This window comes from Faecalibacterium butyricigenerans (assembly GCF_020687345.1).
Lineage (GTDB): Bacteria > Bacillota > Clostridia > Oscillospirales > Ruminococcaceae > Faecalibacterium > Faecalibacterium butyricigenerans.
This window is the reverse complement of record NZ_JAJEQL010000012.1, coordinates 34,914-53,195: the sequence shown is the minus strand read 5'-3', so window position 1 is coordinate 53,195 and position 18,282 is coordinate 34,914. Positions and strand designations below refer to the sequence as shown.

Annotated in this window: 15 protein-coding genes; 3 read left to right on the top strand and 12 right to left on the bottom strand. The window is 45.6% G+C overall.

Annotated features, from left to right (window positions below; genetic code table 11):
• Positions 1-10: 10 nt before the first annotated feature.
• Positions 11-988 (bottom strand): AAA family ATPase, encoded by a 978-nt coding sequence (locus LKD23_RS06520; protein ID WP_176932291.1) that lies wholly within the window; start codon positions 986-988, stop codon positions 11-13.
• A gap of 250 nt (positions 989-1,238) precedes the next feature.
• Here LKD23_RS06520 and LKD23_RS06515 point away from each other — a divergent pair, with 250 nt between their 5' ends.
• Positions 1,239-1,580 carry a helix-turn-helix domain-containing protein gene (locus LKD23_RS06515; RefSeq protein WP_227620958.1) on the top strand — a complete coding sequence of 114 codons (342 nt, stop codon included), beginning with the start codon at positions 1,239-1,241 and terminating at the stop codon, positions 1,578-1,580.
• 197 nt (positions 1,581-1,777) lie between these two features.
• On the opposite strand, the gene LKD23_RS06510 is transcribed toward LKD23_RS06515, so the two are convergent.
• The 5 genes from LKD23_RS06510 to LKD23_RS06490 all read right to left on the bottom strand — a co-directional run bounded on the left by LKD23_RS06510 (position 1,778) and on the right by LKD23_RS06490 (position 8,666).
• Positions 1,778-3,373, bottom strand: a complete 1,596-nt coding sequence (locus LKD23_RS06510; protein WP_227620957.1) for a recombinase family protein — start codon at positions 3,371-3,373, stop codon at positions 1,778-1,780.
• Positions 3,366-5,057, bottom strand: coding sequence for a recombinase family protein (locus tag LKD23_RS06505; protein WP_227620956.1), 1,692 nt, complete (start codon positions 5,055-5,057; stop codon positions 3,366-3,368). The genes LKD23_RS06510 and LKD23_RS06505 overlap by 8 nt, the downstream gene beginning before the upstream one ends.
• Positions 5,041-6,570: a recombinase family protein gene (locus tag LKD23_RS06500; protein WP_227620955.1), complete on the bottom strand. Its 1,530-nt coding sequence runs from the start codon at positions 6,568-6,570 to the stop codon at positions 5,041-5,043. Before LKD23_RS06500 ends, LKD23_RS06505 begins: the two co-directional genes overlap by 17 nt.
• Positions 6,567-8,216, bottom strand: a complete 1,650-nt coding sequence (locus LKD23_RS06495; RefSeq protein WP_227620954.1) for a recombinase family protein — start codon at positions 8,214-8,216, stop codon at positions 6,567-6,569. Before LKD23_RS06495 ends, LKD23_RS06500 begins: the two co-directional genes overlap by 4 nt.
• A gap of 171 nt (positions 8,217-8,387) precedes the next feature.
• Complete coding sequence (locus LKD23_RS06490) at positions 8,388-8,666, bottom strand: DUF6870 family protein (RefSeq protein WP_227620953.1); 279 nt, start codon at positions 8,664-8,666, stop codon at positions 8,388-8,390.
• Between the two features lie 398 nt (positions 8,667-9,064).
• Between LKD23_RS06490 and LKD23_RS06485 the strand changes: the two genes are divergently transcribed.
• Positions 9,065-9,463: a plasmid mobilization protein gene (locus tag LKD23_RS06485; protein ID WP_118595978.1), complete on the top strand. Its 399-nt coding sequence runs from the start codon at positions 9,065-9,067 to the stop codon at positions 9,461-9,463.
• A complete protein-coding gene (locus tag LKD23_RS06480) occupies positions 9,426-11,030 on the top strand; it encodes a relaxase/mobilization nuclease domain-containing protein (RefSeq protein WP_227620952.1) in 1,605 nt (534 codons plus the stop codon). Before LKD23_RS06485 ends, LKD23_RS06480 begins: the two co-directional genes overlap by 38 nt.
• Positions 11,031-11,075: 45 nt before the next feature.
• Here the strand turns inward: LKD23_RS06480 and LKD23_RS06475 are convergent, their stop codons facing one another.
• From LKD23_RS06475 to LKD23_RS06450, 6 genes are all read right to left on the bottom strand, one after another.
• Positions 11,076-11,261 (bottom strand): hypothetical protein, encoded by a 186-nt coding sequence (locus LKD23_RS06475; protein WP_227620951.1) that lies wholly within the window; start codon positions 11,259-11,261, stop codon positions 11,076-11,078.
• A 17-nt stretch (positions 11,262-11,278) separates the two neighbouring features.
• The gene (locus tag LKD23_RS06470; protein WP_227620950.1) at positions 11,279-12,118 is read right to left on the bottom strand and encodes a nucleotidyl transferase AbiEii/AbiGii toxin family protein; all 840 of its coding nucleotides are present in this window, start codon (positions 12,116-12,118) and stop codon (positions 11,279-11,281) included.
• A gap of 52 nt (positions 12,119-12,170) precedes the next feature.
• Complete coding sequence (locus LKD23_RS06465; RefSeq protein ID WP_118629388.1) at positions 12,171-12,809, bottom strand: DUF6088 family protein; 639 nt, start codon at positions 12,807-12,809, stop codon at positions 12,171-12,173.
• Positions 12,810-12,960: 151 nt separating this feature from the next.
• Complete coding sequence (locus tag LKD23_RS06460; protein ID WP_227620949.1) at positions 12,961-13,725, bottom strand: DUF4316 domain-containing protein; 765 nt, start codon at positions 13,723-13,725, stop codon at positions 12,961-12,963.
• Between the two features lie 17 nt (positions 13,726-13,742).
• Positions 13,743-13,982 (bottom strand): transposon-transfer assisting family protein, encoded by a 240-nt coding sequence (locus tag LKD23_RS06455; RefSeq protein ID WP_227620948.1) that lies wholly within the window; start codon positions 13,980-13,982, stop codon positions 13,743-13,745.
• Positions 13,979-18,241, bottom strand: a complete 4,263-nt coding sequence (locus tag LKD23_RS06450) for a DUF3849 domain-containing protein (protein WP_227620947.1) — start codon at positions 18,239-18,241, stop codon at positions 13,979-13,981. The genes LKD23_RS06455 and LKD23_RS06450 overlap by 4 nt, the downstream gene beginning before the upstream one ends.
• Positions 18,242-18,282: the final 41 nt, after the last annotated feature.

The following is an 18,282-nucleotide window of genomic DNA, read 5'->3' as shown; positions in this document are numbered from 1 at the left end:
GTACTTTTCCTCATTCTCCCGTATGGATGCTCCAATACCACTGTCGCATCTTCCGATAACTTCGGATACCGAGTTCTTTCTTCGTATTTTCTGCGGTTCTGCGGCTGATTCCTTCATCTTTCATCCGCATATAGATTTCTCTTGCTCTCATATCGCCATCAGAAAGCAACTTTTTTATCAGATATGCTGCCTTTTCTGTTTTTGACTCAAATTCTGGCACTTCCGTTTGTTCCGATGAAACGAATGTGCTCTTGCACTCCAACCATTGAAACCCCATCTCTGCTGTTATAGAAAACCGAATTTCTCCATCAGACGGAGCCAAACTGTTTTTTATCTGCCGGACAATACGAATATCTGTATCTTCCTGGTCACGCTCCACCTGCAAAACACTTCGCGCAGCAGCAACCACATCTATGCTGCCAAGGCTTCGGTACAAACCTTTCGTTCCCTCTTTCTTATTGAGATGACCAATCAGCACAATGGCACAATCATATACTGAAGCCCACATTCCGAGACGCTGCATCAGTTTTCTGGCTCTCCCTGCAATCTGAAGGTCAGAATCACTTCCTAAATACGCCTGAATCGGGTCTATAACTACAAGCCGTGGGCGAAATTCAATGATTGCCTGACGGATACGCTCATCATCCAACGTTAGGCCACTGTATGTTTCTTCATTGATAAAAGCTACTTTTCTACAATCTGCGCCGCATCTTTCCAGTCTGGGTTTAATGGTATCTGATACTCCATCTTCCGAACACTGGTAGATAATCCTTTGCGGCATCCCAACAGGCTTTCCATCCGGTGTTTTCCCACCCTTAGAAAGTTCCGCAATCAGATTCATCATCATGGTTGACTTTCCATCGCCGGGATCGCCTTGCAGCAATGTTATCTTTCCCACTGCAATGAATGGATACCACAACCAGTGAACAGAAGTTGCCTGCACATCACTATATAATGTAAGAATTCTTTTTTCTACCTTGTCCGCCATTGTCTTTCCTTCCTATTTGCAGTCTTTTCCTACCTCTATTATAAAGCATTCGTTGCGTTTTGACTGCTACCCATCAGGTAGCATGAGTTGCCTTTTGCTACCCAGTAGGTAGCAAAACAGCCTAAGACCACAGAGCAGCTAGCAGTGTGTCCCTTTGCGGTCTTAGAACCTTTGATATAGAGTTGCTCTACCTACCATCATGCGAGATAATTGTACTGCCTTATGCGGGGAATCATAAGGAGAGAAGCACATGTCTATTGATTATAGAACTTTGGGCAAGCGCATTTCAAATGCTCGAAAACAAGCTGGTATCACACAGGAGGCTCTGGGAGAGCAGCTTAACATGACACGAAAACATATTAGCGTAATTGAATCCGCTATCAAACGCCCAAGTCTTGATGCATTGGTTGATATTGCCAATGCTCTTGACGTATCGACTGATGATTTGCTGGTAGATAGTTTGATACACTCGACTTCAACCTCAAATTCCGAAATTCACCGTCTTCTCTTGGACTGCAATGAAATCGAACAGGAAATTCTCACTCGGATGGTAAGAGAGATGAAAGCAATACTGTACGGTTTGGGAATCTGATTTTGTAACCCGCTGATCATATAACAAAAAATCCCGCATAAGCCACAGCTGCACTTCGGATTACACCGGGGTGCTGTCTGTGGCTTATGCGGGCAAAGCCATTCCTACGGAATGAAATGCCCGCCTGATCGAGAAGATTTGCGAATCCTCTCAACCAGACGGGCATTCTTTTTGCTCACCTCGCTGTTTCTATGCGGTTATGCGCCATACTTTTCCAATGCTCTCCGAATCACATCCTCACAGTTAAACTCAACTTTCATCGTTTGATCGTCATACAGATAAACCATGCTGACAAAGGCATCCACACATTCCTTGGTCAGACCGCCTATGTATGTTTTTTGACTTGCCTGCTTTGTCAGGCTGCGGATTTCCTCATCCAGTTCATCTGCGGTTTCCTGCTCTTCCTCTTCTATACGAATCTTCTCTTGCAAATCTGCCAGCTTTTCCCCCAGTCCTTTTTTCTTTTCCAGATATTCATTGCGGGTCAGAATCCCATCTGCATACGATTCATAGAGTTTAATTTGCTCTGCCCGAATCATTTCTGCCTGCTTTTCCAAGTCCTCAATGTCTATGCAGCGCACCGTGATAGACTGCTTTTCCTGCATTCCCTGATTTACCACATCCAGTGCATAGAACACAGTTTTTATCGCACGAGCCACTTTTGCGTTCACCGAATATTCTCTATAATAGCCGCCGTAGCATTTAGAGAACTTTCCTGCCGCCCTTTTATAGCCGCAACAGAAAACCATTTCCCCATACTGCTTTTCGTGCCGAAGCTGCCGTTTGCAGTTTCCGCAGCAAATCTTCCCTTTTAAGGCGAAATCATCGCCTACCTTATACTGAATTGGGGTTACGTTACGGATTGCTTTCTGCGCCTGATAGTATTCATCTTTCGTCACAATGGCCTCATGTGCATTTTCTGCAATGATCCACTTGTCCTCCGGGAGTGTCCGAATTGATGTAGTGTTTACGTCAATTTTCTTTCTTCTCCCCATAACCAACGCACCAGTGTATTCATACCGTCTAAGGATTCTCCACACGATTGCCGCGTTCCATAACATTTCACTGTCCGGGGCAATAATAGGATTGCTGCCCATCAGCAGATTCTTTCGTTTCGCATACAATCCCGGCGTAGGAAGATTTAATTCGTTCATGCCGTAGGCGATCTGCGTTGTATTGCGGCCGGACAATGCTAATTCAAATACTTTTTTCACGCAGGGTGCTGCCTCCGGGTCAATCTCCCACCGCTGCCCACCTTTCTTGTTCCACACATATCCAAAAGGGACATTCGTGCAGGTGGCTTTCCCGTTCTTCCAGTTCGTTTCCAGAGCAGCCCGAATCTTTTTCGCAATATCCCGGCTATACATATTATTCACCAGATTGCTGACCGCCACTTCGATTCCCGGTGTTCCGTTGTTCAGTTTCATGCTGTCAAAGGAATTATTCACAGCAATAAACCGAACTCCCATCAACGGAAAAATCTGTTCAATGTAATCGCCAACACCGATATAGTCACGACCAAGGCGGGATAAATCCTTTACCATGATGACTTTTATATCGCCCTGCTTCAAATCCACGATCATTTTCTGAAAAGCCGGACGATTAAAATTTGTTCCAGTATAGCCATCATCTACATATTCTACAATCTCGCCAAACAAATCTTCCTGCTTCCCAATGTAATCGTGGAGCAGCATCCGTTGGTTCTCAATGCTGTTACTTTCATCCTTGCTGCCTTTTTTCAAATCTCCGTCTGCCAATGATAAGCGGAGATAGATTGCAATTTTATCATTCATTCTGAACCTCCGACATGATTGCAAGCACTTCCTGATAGGGGTCGCTGCACTTAAATTCGACCTCCACAGAATTGTCCATTCCTACATAGATTCTCTTGATAAGTTCATGCACCAGTTCTTCATCAAATTCATTTTGATTCAGAATCCCGCGCATCCGCTCCATCTGCGCATCGCAGATTTTGATTCTTTTTTCCAGTTCCAATGCACGTTGACGCTGCTTTTGCAGTTCATGTTCCAACCGCTGCTTTTCTGCTATGTAGTGTTCCTTTAGCTGACTGTATTCATCTTCGTCCAGAATTTCAGCTTTATAGTCCTCATATAAGCGCAACCGCCGTTCTTCAGCTTCCTGAATCCGAAACAGGATAGAGTTTTCTTTCATTTTGATGGAACGAGCCGAATCCAGATTGCTGCTGCGCATCATGTCTTTTACCAGCTTTTCTTCTTCACACATGGTAGACACCAGATGATGAATCTGATCCATCGCCACCATCATCAGCATTTTCTCCGGCACCGCATGATAGGCGCAGGGAGTCGTGTTCTTCTTTCTTTTGCAAATGAACACTCCATAGTGCGTTTCTTTCACCGTACCATGCACTCTCCGTTCAAACGTCATGTTGCGTCTGCAGCAGCCACAGTAAACCATTCCTGAGAGATGGTTATAACACTTTTCTCTGGTTGCCTTGGAACGAGCCATCGCCATTTCCCGTTTTTCCTTATTCTGTTCCCGCCGTGCCTGCACTTTTTCAAAATCCGATTTCAGAATGATTGCTTCATGCGCGTTTTCAACAATATGCCATTCCTTCTTTTCCACTGGATGGAGGCCAATCCCTTTGTATGATGCAGTTTGCGTTTTTCCAGATACCAGTTCTCCAATATAGGCACTGCTGTTTAAAATACGAAGAACCGTACTGGGGTGCCATTTATTATAGGTAGGGTCATCTCCCTCATGTAATTTGCGATTCAGCCGTTCGTTCGGCCTTGCTACTTCTAAAAATTCCAACCTGCGGGCAATTTCGTTTGTACTCACTCCTGCAAGATACCATTGATAGATCAGTTTGACCCACTTCGCATCCTCAGTCGCTTCAAGCTTATTTCCCTGTTGGTTCAACTGATAGCCATACGGTGTACACCACGATGTAGGGATTCCCTTCTCGCGGCGCATCTGGTAACTAAGGCTGATTTTCTTTGAAATGTCCTTCGCGTACAAGCTGTTTACCATGTTCTTGATGGGAACCGCAAGACTATCCACATCCGACTGCCGGATGTTGTCAAAATCATCGTTGATGGCGATAAAACGAACATGGAGCATCGGGAAAATAGTTTCCAGATAGCTTCCCGTTTCGATATAGTCACGACCAAATCGAGATAAGTCCTTCACTACGATGCACTGAATTTTGCCTGTCCGTATATCCTGCATCATACGCTCAAATTCTGGTCGGTCAAAACGTGTTCCCGTAAAACCATTGTCTGCATAGGTATCGGTCAGCGTCAGTTCCGGGTTTTCCCTGATATAATTATGAATTTGCAAAATCTGTGTGTGCAGGGAATCTTCTGTTTCATGCCCGCCGTTCTCAACCGACAGCCGCGCATACGCTGCCGTGCGCAGAAGTTCTTTTTCGTTTTGCTGTACGGCCTCCTGCACAGCAGCCTGCGGCATCATATTCTTTCTACTCTTTCTTGCCATTACAATCTTCCTCTCCGTTGTTCAGCCATTCTTCCGGGAAGAATCTCTTCCACTCACTTTCTTGTAGGATCACTTCTACCTGTTCAAAATCTACGATCCATACATGGTCAAGCCATTCTTTAAGATGTGTGCGCTCCAATTTTTCAGGAATTGAAATCGCTCGGAACTTCATCAACCAGGGATTTCCATGGCTAAATGCTTTTTCTATGTCATTAACAGCCAGCATTACTTTTTTAAAAGCCGCTTCCTGCTTCTGGACCGCCACCTGATACTGATGTTCATACTCCTCTACCTGTTCTAGTAAAATTGATCCCTGCTCGTATTGCCGATAAACTGCTGTTCGTTCATCGTCCTTGGCCATCAAGTGCGCAACGATCTCATTTGCTCTTTTTCTGTACTGCAACAGTCCAGCATCCATGCACTGCTTGACTTTCTCAGGATTCAAGTCCAGCACCCTATCAATATGCGCAGCTTGCATTTTTTCTTTTTCCAAAGCTGAAAGAATCTCTCGAAAGATTTTCTCGCTTTCGATGAAAGGGGCTTTTCCAGAGAAGCATCTATACCCCTTGTCAAACGAATAGATTTGCTGGCTTTCATCTTCTGATGTTCTGCACAGCAGACCTTTTCCACTTTCCTTGTCATAGATTTTTTTGAAGAGCAGATTTGGTTTTTTTCGAGCCTTTTTTCTCGAAGGCAACCTCGTAGATTCCAACTTTTTCTGAGCTTTCTGAAATTCCGTCTTTGAAACAATCGCCGGAACCTCCAATTCTCGCTTTGCCTTTGCCAGTGTCAGCGTACACTTTCCGATATAGAGTGGATTTTTCAAAATCGAGCGAATTGTTGAATCCTGCCACTTATTTTTTGTTCTTGATCTTTTTTTCTTTGCCATCTGGACTTGCGGTGTTTGAACGCCCTGTACATCCAATGCTCTTGCGATTTCCGGGATTTTCATATCTTCCAGATACATCTGAAAAATCAGCTTTACAACCTGTGCGCTTTCAGGATTAAGAACAAGGCTTCTGCGATCTTCCGACAGCGCATAACCATATTTAGCCTGTCGATGGGTCAATGTACCTTCTTCAAAGTGATTCTGGCGATTGGTAATAAATTCCGAACGAATCTTATCAATGGTCTTTCCATTGAAATACTCTACAACTTCTTCGGCAGTTTTGTCTATGCTGCAAAAGTCATCTTCCACAACTGCAAATTGGATACCAAGCGGATAGAACGTCCTCTGCAGTGCTTCAATGGCAAACGGAAGGGTTCTTCCACAGCGGAAGATAGAATCCACAACAACTGCATCAAATTTCCGAGCCATCCCATCCTGTACCAATTTGTCAAAGCCCTCTGTGGCTTCTGCTGTTCTCTTACGGTCACTATACTTTTCGGATATGCTGGACCCACGCTTTTTTAGATATTGTGCTATGCGCTCATTCTGTTCCGCAATCGTATTGGATGGATTTTCTTCTCCGATCCTGCTGGAAATCGACCTTGTATAACTGACCCATTTCATTCCTCTGCCACCTCATTTCCGTGATGTGTTTGATATTCCATAAATTTTTCTGTGATACTGTGCAGTTCATCCTCGAAGCAGAAATGAATTTCAATCTCTGTTTTGCTATGAACATCTATGTGGTCGATCAGCTCTACCATGACCCTGCGTTCGAGCGTTTTGATATGTTCGTACTGCTTAAATTCTTCCAGCCAAGTGGGAAGCAGCGTATCGTGCTTTAATGCCTCCTGCTTCTTTTCGCGGATTTCCTGAATCTTATCCTGTGCCTCTTTTATCTTCTGCGCAAAGCGAGTATTCATTTCTCCGTACTCTTCCCGACTGACTACATCATCGCATAAGTCCTGATACAGACGGATTTTCAAATTACTGTACCGTTCCAATTCAGCTTCCAGTGCAATGATCTGGCTGTCCAGAATCTTTATTCCAATCTGCTCGCCGCTTGCCAACTCTGCATGGGAAAGTACTTTTTCCGCTTCTACAAGAAGGGTCACTTGATGCCGAATCGCAGCCAGAACACTTTCCGTCAGCTTCTCACTGTTTATCATGTGCGGTGTGCAGCCGCCGCCATTCTTATAGGTAGAGCAGTGATAGTATTGATACTTCTTTCCGTTTTTCGTCACCGTGCGGCGAATCATATTCTGCCCGCAGTCTGCACAGCGCAGAAAACCTGATAATGGATAAACTGTTGTCTGCGATGGTGCGGTACGAGTGTCCAGTTCCAACAACTGTTGTACTTGCTGGAACTCGCCTTTGCTGATAATGGCATCATGCGCATCCTCCACCCGAATCCAGTTTTCACTTCCAACATCATGGCTCTTTTTTACTTTGTAATTGATTTTCCTGCGTTTACCCTGAATCAATGTTCCCGTATAGGATTCATTTTTCAAAATACGATTGACGGAAACCACTGTCCACTTCTGATTCAGCCCAGCCTGAAAACCGCAGGTATAGTTGAATCCATTGGCTCTCTTATACTCGTTCGGCGGCAGGACACCCAGTTCGTTCAAGTGACTGGCAATGCGCTGTGAACTCATTCCGTTCAATTTCTGTTTGAATATTTCCTGCACAATGCCCGCAGCATATTCATCTATAATCAGATGATTTTTGTCTTTGGGGTCTTTGCGATACCCATACCCTGCGAAACTGCCAATGAACTGACCTTCTTTTCGTTTCACATCCAAGTGACTGCGAACGCGCAGCGAAATATCCCGGCAGTAGGTGTCATTGATAAGATTGTTGAACGGAATCAGAATACGGCCCTTATCATCGTTTTCCTCTGCACTGTCATAATGATCGTTGATGGCGATGAAGCGCACACCCATGAATGGAAAGATTCGTTCCAGATAACGACCCGTTTCAATGTAGTTTCTGCCGAAACGTGATAAATCCTTGACGATGATGCAGTTGACGTTCCTTTTTTCAATGTCCTGCATCATCCGCTTAAAATCCGGGCGTTCAAAATTTGTGCCGCTGTAACCATCGTCCACATACTCGTCGAACTTGTGCAATTCCGGGTGCTTCTCCATGTAATCGTTCAGCAACGCTCTCTGATTTTTTATGCTGTTGCTCTCCTGCTGGTCGCCATCCGAACGCGACAATCGAAGATATGTGGCACAGTTGTATTTTTCATTTCCCTGAAAAAACATAAAAAGCCGATAACCTCCTAATCTATTTGTCGTTCTGACAATAAACCAAGAAAATTATCGGCTTTAGTTAGCATATTCTGTTTTGACCCAAAGCCATTATCTCATATTTCGCGGTCTATGTCAACGCTTTAATGTGCTAAAGTGCAAATTTTCTTCTGCTTTCTTCTTTTTTTATCTCCTATGTGTTCGTGCGCATTTTTTCAGAGTGTCCTCTAATCTGTTCTCTCCTGCAAAGCTGATCTTCACTACCATGCCCTTGTCAAGATAGCAATAAGGGTTCTTGATCTGCGAAATGAAATCGACCATCCGCTCCCGCTGCGACAAGTCTTTTCTGATTTCTACCTCGTTGATGTCTACCAGTTCCTCACGGTTCACATTACGGAGATTGGTCTGTGCCATCTGGCGCAGGCTTTCCACGGTGTGATAGGTTCTTGCAGTTGTTTCGGTCATTCACTCATTCCTTTCTGTTTTTTGGGGTGGTGTGTCAGCCTCTTTCACTTATAGAATTGGAGAAAGGTCATTTCGCAAGGTATTTCAAAAAATTTTTTGATTTTTTTCAAAACACCTTGCGAAACACGCTCTGCCCGATTCTAAAGATAGAAGAACCCGAAAAATGCGTAAGGCTACGGCTTCCACCGTAAGTAGCGCAAGATTCGCCTGCGTAGACCAAAAACTCCCTTTCGGGATTTTTGTTCTCTGGCAATCTTGATGGGGATTCCGTTCCCCATTCCCACGGCACGCGCAAAATCACAGATTTTGGCTGTCTGGCTTCCACTAAAGTGGTCGCAGCCGACCGCCTACGGCTTGTCGGGATAAATCTTTTCTCAAAAAAACAGGAGGATACCACTATGGCAAGACCAAAAAACAAGCAGCCCATTCAGAGAACCCACGATATTCATATCCGTTGCAGCGAGATGGAATATGAAATCGTATCCGGCTACGCTGAAAGTGCAGGACTACCCACCAGCACATATATCCGAAAGTGTTTTCTCAAGGAAGCACCAGCAAGCACTCATTACATCGTTGCGGACACGTCAGAAATCCATCAGCTAGTTACAATCGCTGCCGGCATCGGAAACAATCTGAATCAGATTACCCGCTATTTGCACAGTGGTGGAAAAATCACCGTCAGTATCGTAGACGAAATTAAAAAGTGCATCACAGAGGTTCGGGAACTCCGTCGAGAAATTGTTCACTTGGGAGGAATCTATGGCAATCCTAAAACACTTCGCAGTAAAAAACGCTGACTATGGTGCTGTTATTGATTACTTGAAATACCAGCATGATGAATTTCACCTCGTTCCTATCCTTGATGAAAACGGCAATTCCATGCTCCGGGATGAGTTTTATTTTGATGGATTGAACTGCAATCCTGAAGCATTCGATCTTGAGTGTGAATTGCTCAACCAGCAATACCATAAAAATCAAAGATATGATGAAATCAAATGCCACCATTACATTATCAGCCACGATCCCATGGATGTTGCCGATCATGGTTTGACCGGGGAACAAGCACAAGCTATTGGCATGGAATATGCCAAAGCAAATTTTCCTGGGCATCAGGCACTTGTCTGCACTCATACAGACGGCAGCAACAACTCCGGTAATATCCATACCCATATCATTATCAACAGCCTACGAAAAGAAGATATAGCCTCTCAGCTTTATACTGAACGTGCCATCGACTGCAAGGCCGGATATAAGCACCATCTGACAAAAGAGTATCTCCGTCATTTACAAGGTTCTCTTATGGACATCTGCCAACGCGAGGGATTGTATCAGGTCGATCTGCTCTCTCCTGCTGCAGAAAAAATCACACAGCAGGAATATCATGCCCAGCGCAGAGGACAGCTAAATCTTGATATGGCCAACATGGAGATTATGGCAGAAGGCATCGCACCCATGAAAACAAAATTTGAAACCAACAAAGAAAAAATCCGCAATGCCATCAACGACATTGCGGAACGTGCGAAATCTTTTGAAGAATTTCAGCGGCTACTCAAAGCAGAATACGGAATACAGGTTAAAGACCATAGAGGGCGATTCAGTTATCTTCCCTCTGACCGACAGAAATTCATCTCTGCCAGAAAGCTGGGAAGTCATTACGACCGAGAATACCTTTTGCAGCTCTTTGAAGAAAATGCACTCGCCGCTGAACAGAATCAGGCGCAATGGGTGCAGGATGATCCTATCACCATTCTGTTCATCAAATCCGACCTGCGTCTTGTGGTTGATTTACAGAATTGCATTAAGGCACAGCAAAGCCGAGCCTATGCCCAGAAAGTAAAAATCAGCAATTTGCAGCAAATGGCTAAAACTGTTGCCTACATTCAGGAGCATGGGTATGATACTCAGGAAAAATTGCAAGATACCACAGATACGATTCAGTCCAAAATGGCAAAAGCCCGCAGCGATGCCAAGCTCACTGAAGCCAAACTGAAAAGAGTGAACGAACAGATTCATTATCTGGGACAGTATCTTTCTACAAAATCGGTCTACGCTGATTTTCTGAAATCCACCAATAAAAAGGATTCCCGGCAGAACCATGCAGACGAGATTGCCAAATATGAAGAAGCGTTGCAATTTCTAAAGCAACATTCACCAGACGGGAAACTTCCAACCATGAACGACCTGCGTTCTGAAAAAGAACTTCTGGTACAGCAGAAGAGCGCACAATATGAAACCTACCAGTATTTCAGAGACTACCATCGTGAATTACAAACGGTCTGCGAAAATGTAAATCACATCCTTGATATCTCACAACCCAAACAGCAAGAACAGAAAAGATTACATCAGTCGGAACACTCCCTATAAAGAAGAAATCAGCCTTGGTCTCTTTTCCAGGCCAAGGCTGATTTCTTATTTAACGTATCCTCGCTTTGCCATTAGTTCACGAATCTTTTCAATATCTGTGAGTGGTCGTCTTATTGACGAAGCCGTTTGCCATGCAGGATCATGGCTAGATGCTTCAAGTGCATCTATAAATTTCTCTGCTTTTCCTGGATCGTTAATCACAATATTTGTAAAGATGCTTGATGTAGGCATTTTATCTCCCTATCTATTTACTCTTTGAACCAATCACTTTCTGCAATCTGCTTCAGCGCACCGATTACGGTATCATACGACACCTTTTCTTCCAAGAGCTGCGTAGTCAGTGCATCATAATCTGGTTTGTACGCTTTTTCCTCTATGATTTTTCTAATCAGCTTTGGTATATCCACCTCTGCCGCCGCCGATGGGCAAATGCTGGAATGCGAACGGACTTCTCGAACTTCATGTACTAATTCTTTGAAGTCCTCATTCTGAGGCACAAGTGGAAGAAGCTTATAAATGTCATATAAGTGTCTGGAATGCTTCGTCACTTTTCCCTCCAGATAATAGTCACACACAGCAAAAACCTTGTCTGCAAGGGTGCGGTCAATGCCCTGCACCTTCATTTCAAACGGAGTCAGCATAAAATCTGAAATTGCATCAGGAGCTTCTTTCTCCATCATCTCTCCGATATAACTGTGTACGGGGAGCAAAACCGTTGGGAACGATACTGCCGTATAAGATGTTTCCAGCAGCACTGCTGATTTCAGCGCAGCACTCTCCATTGGGATCACCGAATCATAAGCAATCACATAGCGGTTATAGTCACGACGGCTGCGGGTATCTTCCAGATTTTCAATCACCATACCCAGTTCATCTGCCGAATCCACGATTGCCTGTTTTACCTTTTTCTTCTGTCCCTGCGAAAGCGTTGTGTCGATAGTTATATCAATATCTTCCGAAAATCGCTTAATGACCTTGTGGCATTTGCTGAGTGATGTGCCGCCCTTGAAAACGATATACGGAATCTTCTCCGACAAAAGTTTTAGGAGCATCGTCACATAGTAGTCTTTCTCGATGGCCTGAACCATAATTCCGGTCTGGTCATACGCGAGATATATTGCATCCTTAAACTGTTCCCTGTCACTGTGCAAGTAAGCCATTGTAAATCACCCTCGTTTCCACCAGATTTTTATATAGCTTATCAGGATAATAAGCAAAGTACGGTTCCATCTCCGAAATGCTCAAGTTTGCATCATCCATATAACGGTACAGTCGATCCTGCAACGGCTTTCCCGTCACTTCCGAATATACATCTACATCTTTCAGCATATCCAAAAATTGAAGTGCTTTATAATTTTTCTCTGTTACAGGCACTTTCGGCTTTCGCACGATCACGCGGGATTTTGCCAGAGATGTTTCTCGATAATCATTTGTTGCCTTGTTCGACACAACCTCATACATCATAGGGACCTGCGTAGTAAGCCCCATCTGGTTAAAGAACATCAGGCCGCTCACATAGCCACAGCGTTCATCTTTATCTCGCAGATACTTACATTCCAGAACTTTTTCCGGTGCGAGCTGTGAGCCGGACTTAAAGATTGTCTTTTTTGGTAAAAAGTAAATTCCATTATCAAAGCGTTTTACTTTACCTGTATCTGTCAACTTCTTGATTTGCTGCCGGACATTCGTGCGGGTCATTCCATCAACTTGAAGGTCTGCAAGGAAAATCGGCTCATTTTCTTTATAGTTATCTAATAGGTATTCATATAAAGTTTCCATACTTTCCTCCTGTCACAGAATCGTGTATCAAGTTTTCTGTTCTGTTATCATTATACCCACTTTTCTCTGAAATATCAAGCCCGCTATTGTAAGCAAAAGAAAAAAGGCAGCTTCCTTTTTAGGGAAGCCACCTTTCTCTCATTACGGATTATCAGTTCTTGCGGGTTCGTTCCTGCTGCTGAACCTGCGCATTGTCCTTTCGCGCTCTTTCCGCCTGTTTGATATGCAGGCGATCCAGAACCGACACTCTGCCGCCGATTACTCTGGGCTTCTTCGGCACATTGTTTACACATCCATCTATCATGTTGTAATTCTGCTCTGTGCCAGACTCCCTTGCTCTTTCTGCTGTGCCATTTTCCAAAAACTTTTCATGGTGAAGCAGTTCCCGGACTTTTCGGACGGTCGCATTATCAAAACCACCGGAAGTCGTTGTCATAAATTTTCCATCCGACTGTACTACAATGCTAGGCAGCAAGTCCGGTTTCTGTTCACTCACCATCAGCACAAAGCGTTGCTCGTCTATGGTTTTCTCATCCGTTACCATCCACGTTCCTTTTTGCCCCTCTACCTGATAGCTTTCCTCGTTCAGAAGTAGGTACTCGCCATTGGGCAGCTTCGTGAAAAATCCATTGAACTTGATAAGCTCCTTTGGATTCACATAATAGGACTGCGTTTTGCCGCCAACGGACGTTACGATCACATCACTGACACCGAATTTTCGGACTCTGAATCTATCAGGATTTAGCTTTTCCATGCGTTCCCGAATCTGCCCCGGTGTAACGCCTTGAATCAGAGATGCCTTATAACCCAGAACATAGTTCTCACTTGTCACCATGAAGCTGTTTTCAATCTGGTACTCATACGGGCGGCAGCGATAGTCCCGGCTCTTTACCAAATCATTGATCTGGTAAATCATAAAAAGATTAGCACTCATCACGCTTTCTCCTCTTCCGGGGCATCCGGTCTGTATAAATCCAGTTCCAGATTCTTGAACTGCTCATCCGGCAGATTTTCCATTTTAGAAATCACCTGCTCCACCAGCAGCCTGACTGCCATATCATCTGCAACATAGGGAAGAACCTCTTCCAGTTTCTTTTTCGTGTTTTCAGCCGTGTCCTGCTCAAACATTGCCATAATCATCAGTTCGTTCTCATCAAAATGCACCTTGCTCACAGTTCCATTTCTCCTTTCTTCTTAGCCTTCTTCGGTTTTGCCTGTTCCTGATTGGATTGCTGCTCCTGCGACTTTTTGCGATTCTTCAACGCTTCACGAACAGACTGCCGGGTGTTGGGGCGTTCTTCCAACTCCCTGCTTGCCTGCCGCTTTTCCAAAAGCGTTTTCATATCCGAAATTGCTTTCTGCACCAGCGGGCTTTCCCGGTAATGCTGGATATGGTTGACAACCTCTGCCTGCACTTCTCCGCCTACCATCAGGTCAAACATTCCCGAATAGATGCTTCCATCTTCAAGAGAAAAGCCAATGCTCTTGATTCCGTTCATCCGCTCTGCCGGAATCTTATCGTAGATTTCCAATGCCTGCTCCAATGTCAGATTGTCATGGAACTCTCCCATCACCGGAAACTCTGCACACTCTGCCACATAAAAGCTGATGTTCGCTTCCGGCGCAGGCTTCTCTGCTGCCAGCTTTTCTTTCATTGCTTCTGCCCGCTGTGTTTCTGCGCGGTATGACTGTTCCTGAAGAAACGCAGTACTAATCACACCACACTCAGAAACGCTGTGTCCGTGTTCTGCCAGAACTTCTTCCATCATTTCCTGCACGAGTCTATATCCATCCACTTCGATGATACCGCCGTCCATTACCGTGAAGTCCTTATTATATAAGGTATAGTCGTAGCCATCCTCGCTGGTCTGGATGTAAAAATAGCCATCGTTGATTTCATAGGCTACCGCCACATCCTGCACTTTCAACGCTTCTGCCACCAGTGCGACCACCTGGTTCTGGATGTATGGATTATCCCAGCCCGGAACTTTCTTGTAGTCCTCTACGATCGTGTCAATACCGTTCTTACACTGCACAATGTCCAGACTGCCCGGAAGTGGGTCAGGCGTTTTCTCTACGCCAAGGGCTTTCAGATGAAAATTCGGAACCTGCTGATAGCAGGACATTGCATCATCGAGATTCCCGAACTTCTCAATTTTCATCGGATTGGTCTGCAAATCTGTCACAACATAGAACTGCCGGACAAACGGTTTTTCTGGCTCCCGCTGCTGTTCAGCCGCAAGTTCTTTACGGTACATATCCACAAACCCGTTCAGCACAGCCGGGTGACTGCGCACGATCCAGTCGGTGCGGATATTGCTACCCCGTTCTCCCTTGCAGGTGGTGTCTGCCCATTCCTTATTACTGTGTGAATAGCGTCCGTCATGGTTGTTATAATTCAGCGTGTACGCCAGAATATAGCCCATGCGCTCCATGCCAAACTGTTCAACGACGGACTTCGTAGCATCATCTGCAAGGTTCATTCCGTCGAAGTTGTCTGCAATCGCTTCTTCAATGGCGTTTCTGCACTCTTCATTGAGCTGTCTGGAAATGCGGTACAAATCCACTTCGCCATTCTCTGCTGCATAGCCGAAAGATTCGTAATAGACCGGGACATCCGAATCATCCGTGCGGCTTTCCTCCTCCACAGGCACAACCTGTTCTTCTTTTTGTGAAGTCGGATTCTTTTCAGCCAAATACTCCTTTACGGCATCCTGGAAATCCTCATCAAAGCCATTCCACAAATCTTCTGCCACAAGTTTTCCCTGCTCATTGACCGCAACGCAGGCAGCTTCATCCCCGTATTCCTCATGCTCCAGCAGGAAGAACTTCTCGCCGCCGACCTCCGTTTCATCAATCGCATACCATGTACCAACATGACCCTCAACTGCAATCTGGTCGGAGTCACCGTGTATTAAGCCATCCTTTTTATGCTCTTGTTCTTCCATAAACTCCCGCACAGTCAGCAATCCACCCGTGAAGTTCAGCCCTTCCTCGCCCAGTTCCAGCCGACCGCCTGCGCCAAGGTCAAGTTCTTCTGCCATCAGAACAGATGCCGCATGGTTTACGATCACTGTTTTCTCCACCAGAATCGGCTGCCCCGGATCATAGTCCGACCCGCGCAGGTCATAGCGGTACAATCCATCCGGCACATCCTCATCCCGCAGTCTGCTGTTGCTGAAAAGACCGGGCTTATCAAAGATTTCAATTTCCTGCAACTGTTCATCCAGAATCGTTTCTTTCTTCAAATCCATCTTTCTTTCCTTGAAAAAATCCGGCAACTCTGCAAAGCCGATGCTGTCCACATAGCAGGCTTTGATCGACTTGCCATCGTTCAGCACCACAACATCACTGACGGAAAGCGAATGCCCGGTAAAATCCGTTGGACGCTGGATATTGAAACGTTCGTAAATGGCTTCCAGCGTATCTTTTTCTGTAAGAGGCGCGGTATAGGTCAGTTCATAGTCTGCACGGTTTACTTCCATCCCGTGCCGCTTTACAAAGTCCAGATTCATAAAACGGTAGTCATGTTCCGGGTCACGGGCAGTGATCTGGTAGATGCCAAACTGCTTTTCGCTGCCGGAAAGCAGCTTCTGCTCTTTGACTAGCGTATCCAGCCGGGTTATCAGCTCTGCCGCCTTTTCTGCGGACTCTCCCTCTGCTTCCTCCACTGCAACCTGCAGCCATTCCCTGATCGGTTGAACATCCCCAGCCTGAATCTGTTCTTTCAGTGCTTCAACCGCCTGCTCCCGATCCTCCACGCTGTCCTTATAGTGGTAGAAATCAAAGTCAAAGGCGAAATCATCAAGGTCTGCCGCCAGCTTTTCAACGGGTGCTTTCTCGCTGTTTTCCATTGTTTTCTGCTTGTCTTTTTCCAAATCTTCCTTGGCAATCTGGAAATAGTCACTTCCACGTTCGATTTCTTCACGCCCTGTGACAAGAACCGGCCACGGGCTGATACGGATAAGATAAATCTGCTTGCCCTCATCAAACAGCCGCAGAGCCTGCTCCCGGCTTATCACCGTCAATGCAGCGTCCGGGCGGGTATACTCATCTTCCAGATACTCTTCGTTCTTTTCCAGCAAAATCGCACTCCATGCGTCTGCCTTGATTCCGAAAATGCCATCATGCTGTTCGATCTCTTCCTGACTGGCGAAGTCTCCTGCCGTGCCATCCTGAAACAGCGGGTAAATTCGTTCGCCCAGCCGATGCCACTCGCGTGCGCCTTCCTTTGTCAGCGGCAGAACATCATCTTTCAGATACCCGTATTCGTGCATTTCCGAAAGACCGATCATGCCATCCGGCAGACTTTCGATTTTCTCTTCCGCTTCCCACATCAGGCGGTTGACTTCTTCCGTGTTTTCAGCCGCAACCGCAGCCGCCAGATTATTCGCCAGTTCTTCCGATGCCGCCCGATCATCCAGCTTGTAAGCAAAGTTCACAATGAGATTTCGCTGGCTGTTGTCAAAAATGGTTTTCTCCTGTTCCTTGTCCGCAATCAGCTTTTCTGCATATTCCATCGCCGTTATATGCTCCACACTCCTTTCAGCCACCGCCGTTTCCAGCTTTTCAAGAAAATCAGCAGCGGTCAATCGAATCGTATCCATCGAATCTTTCAATTCTTTCAGTTCCTTGCCGCTTGCCCAGCTTGCCACATACGGAAATGAGTAGTCCGAAGTATCAATGCCAAGTGCCGAGCAAACTGTAAATGCAATACTCTCCGCTTCTGTTTCTTTGGTAAGCTGGTCTTTTTCCTCGCCGCGCTGTTTCATCTGGTCGCTGTCATGCAGCATGGCATGAGCAACCTCATGGATCATCGTCTTGATGGTCTGGCTCTCGCCCATATCGGCACGAACACAGATTTCTTTGTCCATGTGGCTGTAATAGCCTTTTGCGCTGTCCTCGATTTCTCCAAAACGAATTGGCACAGGAGATACCTGTTCGATTGCCTCTTTCAGCAGGGTATAATCCTTGACACGGGCAGTCAATTCATTCACTTCCAGCGTAGGCAGCGGTTCTCCATCTGTCTGGGCATAATCGAAAACCGTTGCTACCCGGAACCGGGGAATCACCCTCTCCACCACTTCGATTTCCGGCTCCCCGTTCTCATTCAGCACCGTAAGCCCGGTGTCCTTGTCGATTTTCTCCCGTTCTTCTCGTTCCTTTACCGGAGCAGGTGCGATAATCTGGATGCCCTTTTCACCCTTTTTCACATAGCGGTTAAACTTATTTTTCCAGGCATTGTACCCAGCCACCAACGTAGCATCTGGACGCTGCATTGCGATCAGCAGTGTATTATTGAAGCTATAATTATGGAACTTCGACATTGTGAGCAGGTACTTCGTATACATTTCCGAAGTAAAAATGTCCTTTACGCCCTGCTCCAACCGTTCCGTGATTTCTTTGAGCTGGTCTGCCCGCTTATCTGCCATTCATGCCCTCCTTTACAAAATCTGCCCCATCAGATTCCCTT